Origin of the sequence: Microbacterium ureisolvens (assembly GCF_019511645.1) — a bacterium.
GTDB classification, from domain to species: Bacteria; Actinomycetota; Actinomycetes; order Actinomycetales; family Microbacteriaceae; genus Microbacterium; species Microbacterium ureisolvens_A.
The window spans coordinates 110,081-125,199 of record NZ_JAEUAX010000011.1; the positions used below are offsets into that span (position 1 = coordinate 110,081).

At 70.0% G+C, this 15,119-nt stretch carries 11 protein-coding genes and 1 pseudogene; 6 read left to right on the plus strand and 6 right to left on the minus strand.

Annotated elements, in window-relative coordinates; translation table 11 throughout:
• Position 1: 1 nt before the first annotated feature.
• Together JNB61_RS16710 and JNB61_RS16715 are read left to right on the plus strand one after the other, a co-directional pair.
• Complete coding sequence (locus JNB61_RS16710; RefSeq protein ID WP_220340368.1) at positions 2–1,711, plus strand: Y-family DNA polymerase; 1,710 nt, start codon at positions 2–4, stop codon at positions 1,709–1,711.
• A 12-nt stretch (positions 1,712–1,723) separates the two neighbouring features.
• Positions 1,724–5,161, plus strand: a complete 3,438-nt coding sequence (locus JNB61_RS16715) for an error-prone DNA polymerase (RefSeq protein WP_220340369.1) — start codon at positions 1,724–1,726, stop codon at positions 5,159–5,161.
• Between the two features lie 9 nt (positions 5,162–5,170).
• Here the strand turns inward: JNB61_RS16715 and JNB61_RS16720 are convergent, their stop codons facing one another.
• Together JNB61_RS16720 and JNB61_RS16725 are read right to left on the minus strand one after the other, a co-directional pair.
• Positions 5,171–5,500, minus strand: a complete 330-nt coding sequence (locus tag JNB61_RS16720) for a hypothetical protein (RefSeq protein WP_159842851.1) — start codon at positions 5,498–5,500, stop codon at positions 5,171–5,173.
• A gap of 118 nt (positions 5,501–5,618) precedes the next feature.
• Positions 5,619–7,352 carry an L-aspartate oxidase gene (locus JNB61_RS16725; protein ID WP_220340384.1) on the minus strand — a complete coding sequence of 578 codons (1,734 nt, stop codon included), beginning with the start codon at positions 7,350–7,352 and terminating at the stop codon, positions 5,619–5,621.
• Between the two features lie 77 nt (positions 7,353–7,429).
• Here JNB61_RS16725 and JNB61_RS16730 point away from each other — a divergent pair, with 77 nt between their 5' ends.
• From JNB61_RS16730 to JNB61_RS16740, 3 genes are all read left to right on the plus strand, one after another.
• Positions 7,430–8,353: a LysR family transcriptional regulator gene (locus tag JNB61_RS16730; RefSeq protein ID WP_220340370.1), complete on the plus strand. Its 924-nt coding sequence runs from the start codon at positions 7,430–7,432 to the stop codon at positions 8,351–8,353.
• A gap of 174 nt (positions 8,354–8,527) precedes the next feature.
• On the plus strand, positions 8,528–9,475 hold the full coding sequence (locus JNB61_RS16735) for a manganese catalase family protein (RefSeq protein ID WP_220289557.1): 948 nt from the start codon (positions 8,528–8,530) through the stop codon (positions 9,473–9,475).
• A 17-nt stretch (positions 9,476–9,492) separates the two neighbouring features.
• A complete protein-coding gene (locus JNB61_RS16740) occupies positions 9,493–10,245 on the plus strand; it encodes a glycosyltransferase family A protein (RefSeq protein WP_308291285.1) in 753 nt (250 codons plus the stop codon).
• An 82-nt stretch (positions 10,246–10,327) separates the two neighbouring features.
• On the opposite strand, the gene JNB61_RS16745 is transcribed toward JNB61_RS16740, so the two are convergent.
• The 4 genes and pseudogenes from JNB61_RS16745 to JNB61_RS16765 all read right to left on the minus strand — a co-directional run bounded on the left by JNB61_RS16745 (position 10,328) and on the right by JNB61_RS16765 (position 13,914).
• Positions 10,328–11,515, minus strand: a complete 1,188-nt coding sequence (locus tag JNB61_RS16745; protein ID WP_223214920.1) for a cytochrome P450 — start codon at positions 11,513–11,515, stop codon at positions 10,328–10,330.
• A gap of 128 nt (positions 11,516–11,643) precedes the next feature.
• A pseudogene (locus tag JNB61_RS16750) lies at positions 11,644–11,760 on the minus strand (glutathione-dependent formaldehyde dehydrogenase); the annotation flags it as partial.
• A gap of 247 nt (positions 11,761–12,007) precedes the next feature.
• The gene (locus JNB61_RS16760; protein ID WP_220340374.1) at positions 12,008–12,505 is read right to left on the minus strand and encodes a CinA family protein; all 498 of its coding nucleotides are present in this window, start codon (positions 12,503–12,505) and stop codon (positions 12,008–12,010) included.
• A 38-nt stretch (positions 12,506–12,543) separates the two neighbouring features.
• Positions 12,544–13,914, minus strand: a complete 1,371-nt coding sequence (locus JNB61_RS16765; RefSeq protein ID WP_220340375.1) for a diguanylate cyclase — start codon at positions 13,912–13,914, stop codon at positions 12,544–12,546.
• Positions 13,915–14,301: 387 nt separating this feature from the next.
• Between JNB61_RS16765 and JNB61_RS16770 the strand changes: the two genes are divergently transcribed.
• A complete protein-coding gene (locus tag JNB61_RS16770) occupies positions 14,302–15,045 on the plus strand; it encodes an EAL domain-containing protein (RefSeq protein ID WP_220340376.1) in 744 nt (247 codons plus the stop codon).
• Positions 15,046–15,119 lie beyond the last annotated feature (74 nt).

Below are 15,119 nucleotides of genomic sequence, written 5' to 3' on the forward strand. Positions count from 1 at the left end.
CATGTCGTCGGGCATGCCGGTGCGCAGCCTCGTGCTGTGGTTCCCCGACTGGCCGGTCACGGCTCTGGAGCGGGAGGCGGGCGCGGCCGAGGCAACGTCGGAGGACGCCATCGAGGAGCGGCCCGGCGCCCGAACGCATGCGGCGCAGGAGAAGTCCGCATCGAAGCCCCCGGTCGCCGTCTTGGAGCGCAACCTCGTGGTCGCGTGCTCGGCGTCCGCGCGCGCGGAGGGGGTGCGCCGCGGGCAGCGCCGGCGCGATGCCCAGGCGCGGTGCCCCGGGCTGACGCTGGTCACCGCGGACGCCGCCCGTGACCACCGTGCGTTCGCCCCGATCGTGTCGCTGATCGAGGAGAAAGCACCCGGCGTGCAGCTGGTGCGTCCAGGACTGTGTGCGCTGCACGCCCGCGGTCCGGCGCGGTACTACGGCGGTGAGATCGAGGCCGCTCGTATGCTGGTCGGCACCCTGCGCGACGCAGGACTCGACGGGGTGCGGGTGGGAATCGCCGACGGCCCGTTCACCGCGGAGCAGGCGGCGCGCGGCGGCACGAGCGCCGCCGATCCGGTCTTCGCCGTTCCCGCGGGCGGTGCGGCCGGCTTCCTCGCACCGCTGCCGGTCTCGGTGCTCGACGCCTCGGCGATGCTCGGCACCGGTGCGGCGGGTGCGAAGGAGGCGACGGACCTCGTAGGCCTGCTCGCCCGGCTGGGTGTGCAGACCCTCGGCGGGTTCGCCGAGATGCAGACCGATCGCGTGCGCGAGCGGTTCGGCGAGCGGGGAGTCCGGCTCCACGCGCTCGCCGCGGGGCGCGATTCCCGACCGGTGCAGCCGCGCACGCCGCCGCCCGAGCTGCAGCGCGAGGTCGTGTTCGAGCCGCCTCTCGAGATCGCCGACCAGGTGGCGTTCGCCATGCGCGTGACCGCCGACGACTTCGTCGCGGGTCTCGGTGCGGTGGACCTCGTCTGCACCGAGCTGCGGGTCGAACTCATGGGCGACCGCGGGGAGCGCAGCGAGAGGGTATGGCTGCATCCCGGTTCGTTCGATGCCGCGGCGGTCGTGGACCGCGTGCGGTGGCAGCTCGCGGAAGACGTCGGCGCCGGCGACGCGGCCGGGGGCGGGCTGCGCAGTGGGGTCACGCTCGTGCGGATCTCGCCGGAGGCGGTGGATGCGGCATCCCATCACGCTCCTGCGCTGTTCGGCGGGGGTCCTGAGGAGCGGGTGCACCATGCGCTGTCGCGCGTGCAGGCGATGCTCGGGCACCGCGGCGTGCTGACACCCGCGATCGGCGGCGGCCGGTGGCTGGCCGAGCGCCAGGTGCTCGTGCCGTGGGGAGACAAGGACGAACGCGATCGCAAGGCGACGGGCGCCGGCGGCCTCGCGGCGCAGCGCGCGCGCCCCTGGCCGGGCAGCCTGCCCGACCCGCTGCCGGCGACGGTGTTCGCCGACCCGGTGCCGGTAGACGTGCGGGCGCTGGGCGGCGAGCTCGTCGACGTCGACGAGCGGGGCAACGTGTCGGCCGTGCCCGCGCTCTTCATCGAGAGCGGGCGCCGGCGCCCGATCGAGGCATGGGCGGGGCCGTGGCCGGTGGTGGAGCGGGGATGGGATGCTGCGCGCTCGCGCCGTGCGCATCGGTTCCAGGTCGTCGACGCCGACGGGTCCGCGTGGCTGCTGGTGTGCGACGGCGACGTCTGGACGGCAGAGGCGACCTATGACTAGGGGGCCGGACTGATGGGCTTCAACAACCCGGGTGTGCCGTGGTCCGAGATGGAGCGCGTGCTGAGCGGCCGTCGCCGGCCCGATGCGCCGCCGGTCGGCGCGGACGGCGGCGACAGCCCTGCGTGGTCGCACAAGCGGGGGCCGTACGTCGCACCCGAGATCGAGCGTCCGGCCGATGCGATCCCGTATGCCGAGCTGCACGCGCACTCGTCGTACTCGTTCCTCGACGGGGCCTCCTCGCCCGAGGAGCTCGCCGAGGAGGCCGAGCGCCTGGGACTGCACGCCCTCGCGGTCACCGATCACGACGGGTTCTACGGCATCGTCCGGTTCGCCGAGGCCGCCGAGGCGCTCCAGCTCAAGACCGTGTTCGGCGCCGAGCTGTCGCTCGAGCTCCCGAAGCCGCAGAACGGCGAGGCCGACCCCGTCGGCGCGCACCTGCTGGTGCTCGCACGGGGTGAGGAGGGCTACCACCGGCTGGCGGGCGCGATCACCCACGCGCAGCTGCAGGGCGCGGAGAAGGGCAGGCCGATCTACGATCTCGAAGAGCTCGCCGCACAGGCGGCGGGGGAGTGGGCGGTGCTCACCGGATGCCGGAAGGGCGCCGTGCGGCGTGCCCTCGCCGAGAGCCCCGATGCGGCGGCCGGCGAACTCGACCGTCTCGTGAGACTGTTCGGGAAAGACAACGTCCACGTCGAACTCATCGACCACGGCAATCCCCTCGACACCCGCGACAACGACGTGCTCGTCGGGCTCGCGCGGGAGCGCGGTCTCCCACTCCTGGCGACCAACAATGTCCACTACGCCGTGCCGAAGCGGCAGCTGCTCGCCGCGGCGGTGGCCGCCGTACGCGCGAACCGCGGCCTCGACGAGCTCGACGGCTGGCTGCCCGCGCACGCCGGCGCCCACCTGCGGTCGGGGGCAGAGATGGCGGAGCGTTTCGTGCGATTCCCGGATGCCGTCGCCCGGACCGTGACGCTCGCCGACGAGCTCGCCTTCCCGCTGCGCAAGGCGAAGCCGGCGCTGCCGAAGCAGAAGGTGCCCGAAGGACACACTCCGATGTCATGGCTGCGGCACTTGGTGTGGGAGGCGGTGCCGCGCAAGTACCCCGACCTGACCGAGGATGACCGGGCGCGCATCGAGAAGGAGCTCGGGGTCATCGAGATGAAGGACTTCCCGGGGTACTTCCTGATCGTCCACGGCATCGTGCAGTTCGCCCGGAGTCAGGGCATCCTCTGCCAGGGGCGGGGGTCCGCCGCCAACAGCGCCATCTGCTACCTGCTCGACATCACCGCCGTCGACGCGATCGCGTACGACCTGCCGTTCGAGCGGTTCCTGTCGAGCCTGCGTGAGGAGGAGCCCGACATCGACGTCGACTTCGACTCCGACCGCCGGGAAGAGGTCATCCAGTGGGTGTACCGGGAGTACGGGCGCGACCGTGCGGCACAGGTCGCCAACGTCATCCAGTACCGGCCGAAGAACGCCGTGCGCGACATGGCCAAGGCGCTGGGGCATTCGCCAGGGCAGCAGGACGCGTGGTCGAAGCAGATCGAAGGGTGGGGCGCCCTCCTCGAGACCGGCGCCGGTCACGACATCCCCGACCAGGTGCTGGAATTCGCGTCTGAGCTGCTCAAGGCGCCGAGGCATCTCGGCATCCATTCCGGCGGCATGGTGCTCACCGACCGCCCGGTGGGCGAGGTCGTGCCGATCGAGCATGCCCGCATGGAGAACCGCACGGTGATCCAGTGGGACAAGGACGACGCCGCCTGGATGGGCCTCGTGAAGTTCGACCTGCTGGGCCTCGGGATGCTGGCCGCCCTGCAGTACTGCTTCGACATGATCCGGGCGTCGACCGGGGAGGACTGGGAGCTGTCGACGCTCCCGAAGGAGGAGAAGGCGGTCTACGACATGCTGTGCCGTGCCGACTCGATCGGAGTGTTCCAGGTCGAGTCGCGCGCGCAGATGGGCCTTCTCCCGCGCCTGCAGCCGCGCCGGTTCTACGACCTCGTGATCGAGATCGCGCTCATCCGCCCCGGCCCCATCCAGGGCGGCGCGGTGCATCCGTTCGTCAAGCGCAAGCTCGGACAAGAGGACGTGACCTACCCGCATCCCAAGCTCGTGCCGGTGCTGGAGCGCACGCTCGGCATCCCGGTGTTCCAGGAGCAGCTCATGCAGATGGGCATGGCCGTCGGCGGGCTCACCGGCGAGGACGCCGACCTGCTCCGCCGTGCCATGGGGTCCAAGCGCGGGATCGAGCGCATCGACTCGCTGAAGAAGAAGCTGTACGCCGGCATGGCCGAGAACAACCTGGTCGGCGAGGAGGCCGACGCGATCTACGCCAAGATCCAGGCGTTCGCGAACTTCGGGTTCGCCGAATCGCACTCGCTGTCGTTCGCGCTGCTCGTGTACGCCAGTTCGTGGATCAAGCTGCACTATCCGGCGGCGTTCCTCGCGGGCCTTCTGCGGGCGCAGCCGATGGGCTTCTATTCACCCGCGACCCTCGTGGGCGACGCGCGCCACCACGGCGTCGAGGTGCGTCGTCCTGACCTGCATCTGTCGGGCAGCGAAGCCGTGCTCGAGGCCGTTGCCCGCGTTTCCACAGGCTCAGCGACCGGGGGGACCTCGCTCCCTGAGCAGGTCGACGGGCCCACCGGCCTCGACTCGTGCGTCGAGCGCAAGCAGCCGCCCGTCGGGCTCTTCGACATCGACGCGCCCGACGAATCCGCCGCGCATCGCCGCGACGGGAGGTTCGCGGTGCGGCTGGGGCTTGCGGGGGTGAAGGGGATCGGCGCGACGGTCGCCCAGCGCATCGTCGCCGCGCGCGAGTCGGGAGGGCTGTTCCGCGACCTCCGCGATCTCGTGCGCCGCACCAGCATCACCGCGGTCCAGGTCGAGGCGCTCGCCACGGCGGGGGCGTTCGAATGCCTCGGCCTCAGCAGGCGCGAGGCGATCTGGCTCGCCGGATCGGCGGCACAGGACCGCCCCGAGTTCCTGCCGGACTCGCTCATCGCCGTGCAGCCGCCGCTGTTCGCCGACCCCACCAGCTACGAGCGTCTCGCCGCCGACCTGTGGGCGACGGGCATCTCGACCGACGACCACCCGATCACCCACTACCGCTCCGGGCTCGACGCACGCGGGGTCCTGACGTCGCGCGAACTGCGCAGCCATGAGGTCGGCCGCCGCGTCGAGGTCGCGGGCCTCGTGACCCACCGGCAGAGGCCGGCCACAGCATCCGGAATCACGTTCCTCAATCTCGAGGACGAACACGGTCTCGTCAACATCGTGTGCTCACTCGGCGTCTGGAACCGGTACCGCCGCATCGTGCGCGACTCGCCCGCGCTCATCGCGCGCGGCATGCTCGAGCGCTCGGCCGAGGGCGTGACCAACCTCATCGCCGACGCGTTCGAAGACCTCCGCGTCGGCGTGCAGCATCGTGCCAGGGACTTCCGCTGAGGACGCCGGTCAGATCTCGTCTTCCCAGTCGACCTCGGCGGATGCGGCGGGGTCGACGGTGGCGATCGGGTGCAGACGGCGCTGGATGGCCCTCATCCGCTCGATCGCACCCTCATCGACGAGCTCCCCATTGTCGTCGTAGGCGTCACGCGCGACCATCTGGCTCGCGGGGCCGATGAGTACCGTCACCTCACCCACCGAGCCGTCCGGCTCCCTGGTCGGAACCGTCACGGCCTCGGCCTCGGCCGCTTCGGCCAGCGCCTGGCCGAGGCGCAGAAGTGTCGCGGCGATTTCATCTCCCGTCACGAACTCGCTTCCCGCGTAGATCACCCGCTTCACGAATCCTTTTCTACTTGACGACTCGCCGGCGCTCTCGGGGGTTGCAGCCCGGCGCCGAAGGGGCTAGAACCCGCCATCGACCGATGTGGCCTGCGACGTCGAGACGAGGGTGCGACGACTACTCGACCAGCTTGCCCGCGATGGACACCTCGCGCATCAGCGCGCGGATCTCAGCGGGGATCGGCGGGATCGGCTCCCGTACGACCCTGGTGGCGGGCGACCACACCAGATTGACCTGAAGGTCGGGATCGATGTCGGGGTAGTCGCTGCGGTTGTGGCAGCCGCGCGTCTCCCGCCGCTCGAGCGCGGCCTCGAGCGTCGCCCGTGCGGCCAGCGCCGCCGACTTCAGGTCGAATGCGTGTGCGAGATCGTGATACCCCGCGATGTCGGGGTGCACGCCGATATCCGACATCCGCGCCTCGATCGCGTCGAGCTCGGCGAGCCCGGCGAGAAGCCCCTGCTCGTCGCGGACGACGCCGGCGTATTCGGTCATCGTGTCGCGGATGGCTCGCTGGAGCGCGCGGACGTTCTCGGTTCCGGATGCTGCGAGCAGGTCGTCGATCTCCGCGCGGGCGGTCGCGACGGCCGAAGCCGACCGCGTCTGCGCGGGCAGCGCCGCGGAGTACGCGGCGGCGGCCTGTCCGACGATGCGGCCGAACACGAGAAGCTCGATGAGCGAGTTGCCGCCGAGCCGGTTGGCTCCGTGAAGGCCGGAAGACGCCTCGCCGATGGCATAGAGGCCCGGCACGTCGGTGGAGTGGTCGGACGAGCGCACCCAGACGCCGCCCATCGAGTAGTGCGCGGTCGGCGCGATCTCGATCGGGTCCTTGGTGATGTCGAGCATCTGCAGCTCGAGCATCGTCTGGTACACCCGGGGGAGGCGGGTCATGATCGTCTCGCGCGGGAGGTGCGAGACGTCGAGCCACACTCCGCCGTTCGCGGTGCCGCGCCCCTCCTTGATCTCGGTGTAGCAGGCCAGCGCGACACGGTCGCGCGTCGACAGCTCGAGGCGCTCGGGGTCGTACCTGTGCATGAAGCGCTCGCCGAGGCCGTTGCGAAGGATGCCGCCCTCGCCGCGCGCCGCCTCCGAGATGAGGGTGCCGGCGGCGTTCTCGGGCTCGATGATGCCGCTCGGGTGGAACTGCACGAGTTCCGGGTCGCGAAGCCGGCCGCCCGCCTCGACGGCGAGACGGAACGAATCGCCGGTGTTCTCATCGCGACGGGACGACGTCCGCCGCCAGATGCGATTGTGCCCGCCGGCGGCGAGGATCACCGCGTCGGCATGGATGAGGTAGCGCGTTCCGTCCTCGAGGTCGAAGCCGTAGGCGCCGAACACCGCGCCGTCGTCGTTGACGAGGATGCGGGTCACATAGACGGTGTCGAGGATGGGCACCTGCAGCTGCGCCGCCCGGTTGATCAGCGTTCGCTGGATCTCGAGCCCCGTGTAGTCGCCCGCGAACGCAGTGCGACGGTATGTGTGCGCGCCGAAGAACCGCTGCGAGATGCGGCCGTCGTCCTCACGGGCGAAGGGCATGCCGTACCGCTCGAGGTCCTCGATCCCCCGAGCGGCGCCCGATGTGACGATCTCGACGGTGTGCGGGTTGGCGAGCAGGTAGCTCTCCTTGAGCGTGTCGGCGGCGTGCTGCTGCCAGCTGTCGTCGGCATCCATGGTGCCGAGGGCGGCGTTGATTCCGCCGGCGGCGAGGGAGGTGTGGGCGTCGGACTTCGGGCGCTTGCCCAGCGCGACCACGTCGACCCCCGCTTCGGCGAGTTCGATGGCTGCGCGCAGGCCGGAGCCGCCGGTGCCGATCACGAGGACGGTGGTGGAGAGCTGGCGTTCTGCGGGGATCACGTCAGCCACGCTAAGCGGGCTATTCGGATTACTCCAATGCATATTTGTCGTAATGTCGATACGCCTAGGCTATTGATGTGAACCTCGACCAGCTCCGCGCCTTCGTGACCGTCGCCCAGCTGGGCAATTTCACCCGTGCCGCCGAGCAGCTTCACCTCGCGCAGCCGTCGCTCAGCCGCCAGATCTCCACCCTCGAGCAGAGTCTGGGTGCGGAACTCTTCAACCGCGCTCGCGCGGGCAGCACACCGACCGCAGCGGGCGAGGCGCTGCTGCCGCTTGCCCGCCGGATGCTGGCGGACGCGGCATCGGTTCGTCGCGAGATCGACGAGCTGGCCGGCCTCCGGCGCGGCCGCGTCCGTCTCGGCGCCACACCCACTCTCTGCATCAGCCTCGTCGCCGAGGTGCTCAGCGTGTTCCACACCGCGCACCCCGGAGTCGAGTTGCACATCACCGAGCGCGGCTCGCGCGGTCTGCTCGACGACCTGGCGGGCGGCGAACTGGATCTCGCGCTCATCACCACCTCGGGCGCAGCATCCGCGGAGAGATTCACTGTCACCCCGCTTCTCGTCGAAGAGCTCGTCGTCATCTCCTCGAGCAGCGCCCCTCCGCTCACGACGCAGGAGAGCATGGACCTCGGCGACGTCGCCGCGCTGCCGCAGGTCGCCTTCAGCTCGACCTACGATCTGCGCGCGACCACCGATGCCGCTTTCGCCGGGGCGGGACTGACGCCGCACACGGTCATCGAAGGCGCCGAGATGGATGCCGTGCTGCGCTTCGTCGAGCGCGGCATCGGCGTCGCGATCGTGCCCGCGATGGTGCTCATCGAGCGTTCCGGGCTGCGGTCGGTGCGCCTCTCGGCGCCGAGCCTGACACGCACCATCAGCGTCGCGCGGGTCACCGACATGTCTCCCACGTCCGCCGCCGAGGTGATGCAGCAGACGGTCGTGCGCACCGCCGCCGCGCTTGCCGCGGGATCGCAGGCGACGATGCGGCCCGCGTGATGGGAGCGCCGGAATGTGACGGATGCCGTGGGCCGCAGCATCCGTCATCCGTATCGACCGATCGCCGATGGGCCAGGGGCAGGGTAGCGCGTGACCACGGCTGCGTCGACCCCCACGACGCACGCTCGGCCCGCGCGGATGGTGGATGCTCCATCGCTATTCCGAAGGAGCATCATGTACTTCCACCTGCAACGGCTCATCAATCCGATCGAGCAGGACGAGCCCGACCCCGCGGCGGCCAATGCGCTGCAGGAGGGGCTCGGCGGCCAGTTCGGCGAGATGCGCACGATGATGCAGTACCTGTTCCAGAGCATCAACTTCCGAGGCCCCGAGGCGAAGCCCTACAAGGACCTCCTCCAGGGCATCGGCACCGAGGAGATCGGTCACGTCGAACTCATCGGCACGACGATCGCCCGTCTGCTCGATGGATCCCCTCGCTATCGGGGAGACTCCGACGACCCCGTCGACGAGCCGGGCGCCGGGGGTGCCGTGCCGCTGAACATCGCCCTCTCCGAGGGCAACATCCATCACTACCTGGTCGGCGCCCAGGGCGCGCTGCCGGTGGACGCCGCGGGCAACCCGTGGAGCGGCAGCTACGTGTATAACTCGGGCAACCTGGTGCTCGACCTGCTCTACAACCTGATGCTCGAGTCGACGGGGCGCCTGCAGAAGTGCCGCATCTACGAGATGACGGCCAACAAGACAGCACGGTCGACGATCTCGTACCTGATCGTGCGCGACCAGGCGCACGAGAACGCCTACGCCAAGGCGCTCGAGACGCTCGGAGTGAACTGGAGGACGGCGCTGCCCATTCCGAAGACGAACGCCGACCGGTTCCCGGAGGTCAAGCGCCTGCTCGACCTGGGCCTGCAGAGCACGCAGTACTCGTTCGATCTCGACGACCAGTCCGAGGCCGGCAGGATCTTCCAGGGCCTCTCGCCGTCAGGTGATGGAACCATGCTGGATGCCTCGCAGCAGGCGCCGGAGGGGACACCGATCACCATCGCACCCGAGCGTCGCGAAGAGTTCTCGCCGGGAGCGGACGCGGAGCTGACGGCGCTGATCGCAGCCACCGCGGAGATGGAGATGGCCGACATGGAAGCGACGTTCGGACGCCTGTGAGAGGCGCCAGGCCCTCGGTGACGGTCGTCATCCCGGTCCGCGACGACGCGGTGCTGCTGCGCCGGTGCCTCGAGGCACTGGTACGGCAGACGTGGGTCCCGGACGAGGTGATCGTCGTGGACGACGGCTCTCGCGACGGCTCCGCGGCCGTGGCCGCGGAGCACGGAGCGACCGTCGTCTGGGGTCCGGCGAGGGGAATCGCCAGCGCCGCCGCCTCGGGCTACGACATGGCAAGCGGTGAGGTCATCGCCCGCCTCGACGCGGACTCGATGCCTCCCGACGACTGGCTCGAGCGGCTCCTGCCTGCGTTGGCGGGCGATCGGTCGGTCGGCGCCGTCACCGGCGATGCCTGGTTCCTCGATCCATCCGGCAAGGTGCGGCGTCGTGCCGCGGCCGCGTACCTCGGCGCGTACCGTGCGGTGCTCCTGCCGACGCTCGGCCACACCCCCTTGTTCGGCTCGAACATGGCGATGTGGCGCGACGTCTGGTCGGGGGTGTCCGACGAGGTCCACCGCGACGACGATCTGCTGCATGACGACATGGACCTCTCGTTCCACATCGGCCGGACGCACCGCATCCTGCGCGTGCGGGGCGCCGCGGTCGGCATCTCGCCGCGACCGCTGAGCGTGGACGGCGCACGGCTGCTCCGTCTTCGCCGGGGCTTCCACACGGTGCTCGTCCACTGGCCGCAGGACTTCCCACCCCGGCGGTGGATGGCGCGGGCACGGTCGCTGCGGGGTCGGTCGCGATCGGCTCTGCGCCCGGCGTAGCGGTCGATTTCGCCGTGGTAGCCGTGCAAGCGGCGTGCAGGTGGGCGCGCGGCACGGGTGGACCGTCGGGTCGGACCCTGCGTCAGTGGAACGGGCAGCGACCCCGCGTCGCCGAGGCGCGCACGAGCCCACCCGATCGCGGCTTGGTCGGAAGGCGTCGCCGATTGATGTCGAGCCCGGCGCCCGAGATCCGGAGTCGGGGATCGCTCAGCGCGGTGATCGCGGTGGCGAGACCCGCGATGGCGAGCTTCTCACCCGGGCATCGATGGCCGGTGCGAACGTCCGCGCCACCATGGGGGATGAACGCACGCAGCGTCTCATAGTCGTCGATACCGGCGAAGCGGCCGGGATCGAAGCGGTGGGGGTGATCCCACGAGGACTCATCGGTGTCGGTGCCGAGAATGTCCAGAACGACGCGGCCTCCGCTCGGCAGCCGGACGCCGTCGAGTTCGACGTCGCTGGTAGCCCACGCGGGCAGCAGGGGGACGAAGGGCGCCGTTCGACGGACCTCTTGCGCGAAAGCCACCGCCAGGGGGCCCGGTGAGAGCGTCTCCCGGTCCGCGGATTCCGTCGCGATGCGTGTCCTCCATTCGGGGCGGTCGTGGAGCTCCTTGGCGGCGAACGCCACGAACCTGGCCACCGCGATCATCGGTCGGATCGCATTCTGCAGCTCCACGCCGGCGAGCCGTGCATCGAGAGCCCGCCCGTTCACATCGAGGTGCCGTGCCCAGATATCGAGCGCCGTGCCGGGCGCCGCCGCGAGGCGCCCCTCGCGCGCTGCCTCGATCAGGCGCTTCGCGTGGGCATCGGACCACCAGCGGTTGATGAGCGCCATGCCGTAGCCGGGCGAATACGGCGTCCCGAAGCCGTCGACGATCTGAGCCAGCCGCGCAGCCCATCGGGTCTGTGCTGCCGGGGTGCCGGGCAGGCCCGCCCACCGCATCGCCGAGCGTCCGAACGCCCCCACCGCGGCGTCGTACGCCGAGCGTGCCCCACCGCCGACCCACGCGGCGAGCTCAGTGCTCCACTCCTCCTGCAGCAACGGACGGAGCCGTTCCACCTGTGCGTCTTCGTAGGCGATGTCGACGAAGGCGGCTTTGCGGCGAAGGTGCGCTGGGCCGTCCAGGCTGTGCACGGATCCGTGTCCGAACAGCGTCTCCTGCACGATCGCGGGCATCGCGCCATGTCGCGCGATGACGTCTGCGTTGTAGAACAGGTCGACGCCTTCGGCGCCCCGTACGAGCATCGCGTCGCGGAACAGAAACCGCATCGGTGCGGCCCGCGCCCCGGGTCGCGCCCGCCGCCAGATGCGGGCGCCGAAGTCGTAGCCCCTCGTGAGGAGCGCAGGCGCGTCGTCGCGAAGCAGCGCCGAGACGACTCCGCGCCGAGGCCCGTGCGTCAGGGCTTCAGGCCGACCTTGAAGCATCCGTCCTCGCTCTTCTGGAAGGTCTCGTAGAGGGCCGGCGCATCATCGAGGGGCGCCCGGTGAGTCACGAGATCCATCACGCCGGTCGGGTACGGTCTCGACGCTGATGCTCCGCTTGCCCTGCCACGTCACCGCCCCCATGGGACCACCTCGCTCCTCGTGCTCGGAATCGCTCGCCTGTCGAACGTATGCCGGGGTCATCGCTCCCGCGCGTGGGTTGACGAGTTCGGACACGAGTGCGACGATGACGGTTCTCGCGGCGACGAACGAGAAGAAGACCAGCGTTTCAGCTCCCACGGTTGCGGGGCCGCATGAAGCAAGCCGCACCGTAAGTGCTCATCGCGGTGAAGTTGAGGGACCGCCGTCGGCTAGACCCTGGCCGCCGGCGAGACCGACGAGCAGAATCATGGCCCGGTCGACCGTCGCCCGGAGTACGTCCTCGGGTTCGCCGCCGAAGTGGAACAGTTCGGCGCCCGACCCTGTGGCGTCGGCCCAACCGAGGAACACTGTGCCGGGCGGATGCCCGTCTTCGCTGTCGGGCCCGCCCACACCGGTCGTGGCGACAGCGATGTCAGCCTGCAGGAGGCTGCGGACTCCTTGCGCGAGGCGGCTGGCGCACTCGGCGGAGCACGGGTCGAGACCGTCAGTCACGCCCAGCACCTGCTCCTTCACCGCCGTCTGGTAGGCGACGACCGCTCCGCAGAACCACTCGCTCGCATTCTCGCCCTTGCCGATCTCGCTCGCCAGCAAACCGCAGGTGAGCGATTCCGCGACGGCCACAGTGAGCGAATGCTCTGTGGTGAGCTCACTGAGGCGCTGGATCGGATTCTTCACGAGACCACCCTCCCACGCGACATCTCCGGGTGCCGCCGTCAGAGTGCGGCGCTCAGGGTCATGCGGTCTTTGCCGGCGCGTTTGGCGTCGTACATGGCCGCGTCCGCACGCATCAGCATCTGTTCGGCGCCGGGGCGAGCATCGCTTCCTGGGCGGAACACCGACACTCCGACACTGACCGAGGCCGAGACGATGCCCTCCACGACGGGGATCGGCGCGCGGCAGATCGACAGGATCCGCTCCGCGACGATCGCCGCGGCCTCTGCGTCGGCGCCCGGGCAGACGGCGACGAACTCGTCGCCGCCGATGCGGCCGACGACATCTCCGGCGCGGACGCTCTGGGCGAGCCTGGTGGCGAGCTCGACCAGGACGAGGTCCCCCGCGGCATGACCGAAAGCGTCGTTGATGCTCTTGAACTCGTCGATGTCCAGGAACAGCACCGACAGGGGTTCGCCGCGTTCGATCGCCGCGGTGAGCGCCTCATCGAGGGTGAGTTGGAGCAGTTGCCGGTTGGCGACGCCGGTGAGCTGATCGTGGAGGGCGAGAGCTGCGAGCCGGCGCTGCAGCCTCACACGCACGAGGGTCTGCGAGGCTTGGCGGCCCAGCGCCCGCTGCAGGTCGTAGTACTCGGCATCGAAGTCGGCGCTGCCGTCGAAAAAGCACACGAGCGTGCCCTGTCGCACTCCGTCCGCCAGCAGCGGGGTCACGCTCAGCGACGTCAGGCCCGCCTCGCGAAGACCTGCGGCGACCTCCGGGAATTCGACACCGTCGGCGGTCACGACGGTCACGTCTTCGGTCTGCCGCAGGGGCGGAACCGGAGCGACCCTCCCGGCCAGTGGATTGACGCCCGCTGTCAATGTGAGCTCGCCGTCGTCACCGGCAAGCAAGACCGCGGTCTCACGGGCACCGAAGGCGTCGCGGGCGGCCTCGGCGAACGACCGGGCCACTTCCTCGTCGGTGGCGGTCAGTCCGAACGTCGTGGAGAGCTCCTGAAGAACGCGGACGCGTTGCTGGGACGACTCTGCCGCGCGGCGGGCCGCGAGCAGGTCGCGTTCGTAGCGCACGCGCTCGGTGGCGTTGAACACGGCCATGCGGATGAGCGGACTCTCGCCGTCCTGTGCAGCGTTGATCAGGGCGGGCATCGTCGTGCCGTCGGCGCGGACGAGGTCGAGGGCGACCTCATCGACGGCATCGCGCAGGTGCATCATCGGTGCGACGCGCTCTTCCCACACACGCCGGCTCCCGGCACCTACCAGCGTCGCGATCGGTCGGTCGACGAGGTCGCCCCGCGCGTGTCCGGTCCATGTCAGGAACCGGTCGTTGACATCGCGGATGACGCCGTCGATCGACATCGCGATCAGCCCGCACGGCGCGTGGTCGAACCAGCCGTCGGCGATCGATTCGGTCATGAGATGAGGAACTCTCGTGTCTCGCGGAGGACTTCCTCCGTCGCGGAAAGGATCGGCAGCATCAGCATCCGACCGGTCGGGTGACCGGAAAGGTCACATTGTTCGGGTGCAGAACGGCAATCGTCCGGGCGTCGGTCATGGCGTCCTATCTGGCGAGGCAGTGGTGCCCCTAAGGAATCGTAGTCAGCGGACCGGGTCGCGCTCGACGGGCCGGATCCGGCGGACAGATCGACGCGTGGTCGGACCGTGGCGCAAAGCAGTGGCTCTCTACCCGACGATGTCGGATGCCGTCAAGACGCAAGTTGGCCGTGCACCCGGTGCGAGAATGGCGGCACGGGAGGCACGGGTCGGGGTGACCGGCCAGCACCGAAGCGAGAAGCCGTGGCTGTGAGAAGTGAGATATCGAGAGCGCTGACGCATGCGCTCGACCGCTCGGAGATCGCTGCGTGGTTCCAGCCCCAGATCGACCTGCTCAGCAATCGGGTGGTCGCCGTCGAGGCCCTGTGCCGCTGGAATCATCCGGAGTGGGGTCTGGTCGGACCGAACGTGTTCATCCCGGTCGCCGAAGAAGACGGGATGATCGGAGAGATCGGCCGGTACATGGCCACGCAGGCGATCGCGGTGATGGCCAAGTGGGGCATCGACGTATCGGTCAATGTCTCACCGGCGCAACTGCAGGACTCAGCGTTCGCCACGTGGCTGGGACGGCTCGTCCAACGAATCAGCCATCCTGCCCGGCGACTCACGCTCGAGATCACCGAGGGACGCCACATCGGAAACGTGTCGGCGGTCGTCGCCAGGCTCGACCGACTGCGGGCGATGGGGCTCGGCATCGCGATCGATGACTTCGGCGCCGGTCAGGCATCCCTCACCCAGCTCAAGCGGCTTCACGCCACCGAGCTGAAGATCGACCGCGCCCTGGTGGTGGACGAGTCGCCCACGGCTGAAAGAACGATGGGTACAGCGATCACCGTCGCTCACGATGCCGGTATCCGCGTCGTCGCGGAGGGCATCGAGACTCCGCAGCAACTGGAGAAGGTCAAGACGATGGGATGCGACCGGGGGCAGGGGTACTTGTTCGCCCGGCCCATGCCGCCCGGTCAGATCGACGCGCTGCTGACTGCCCCGTAGCGCCGCCCGCCCAGACCGTGCACCGGGGCGCCGCCGGCCCAGGCACATGCTCAGAAGCGGTGTCAACCCCCGCC

Bases quoted from the DNA above. Each gene is read 5' to 3' on its own strand.
- JNB61_RS16710 (WP_220340368.1), top strand. From the start codon at position 2: ATGTCGTCGGGCATGCCGGTGCGCAGCCTCGTGCTGTGGTTCCCCGAC.
- JNB61_RS16715 (WP_220340369.1), top strand. From the start codon at position 1,724: ATGGGCTTCAACAACCCGGGTGTGCCGTGGTCCGAGATGGAGCGCGTG.
- JNB61_RS16735 (WP_220289557.1), top strand. From the start codon at position 8,528: ATGTACTTCCACCTGCAACGGCTCATCAATCCGATCGAGCAGGACGAG.
- JNB61_RS16745 (WP_223214920.1), bottom strand. From the start codon at position 11,515: ATGCGGTTTCTGTTCCGCGACGCGATGCTCGTACGGGGCGCCGAAGGC.
- JNB61_RS16765 (WP_220340375.1), bottom strand. From the start codon at position 13,914: ATGACCGAATCGATCGCCGACGGCTGGTTCGACCACGCGCCGTGCGGG.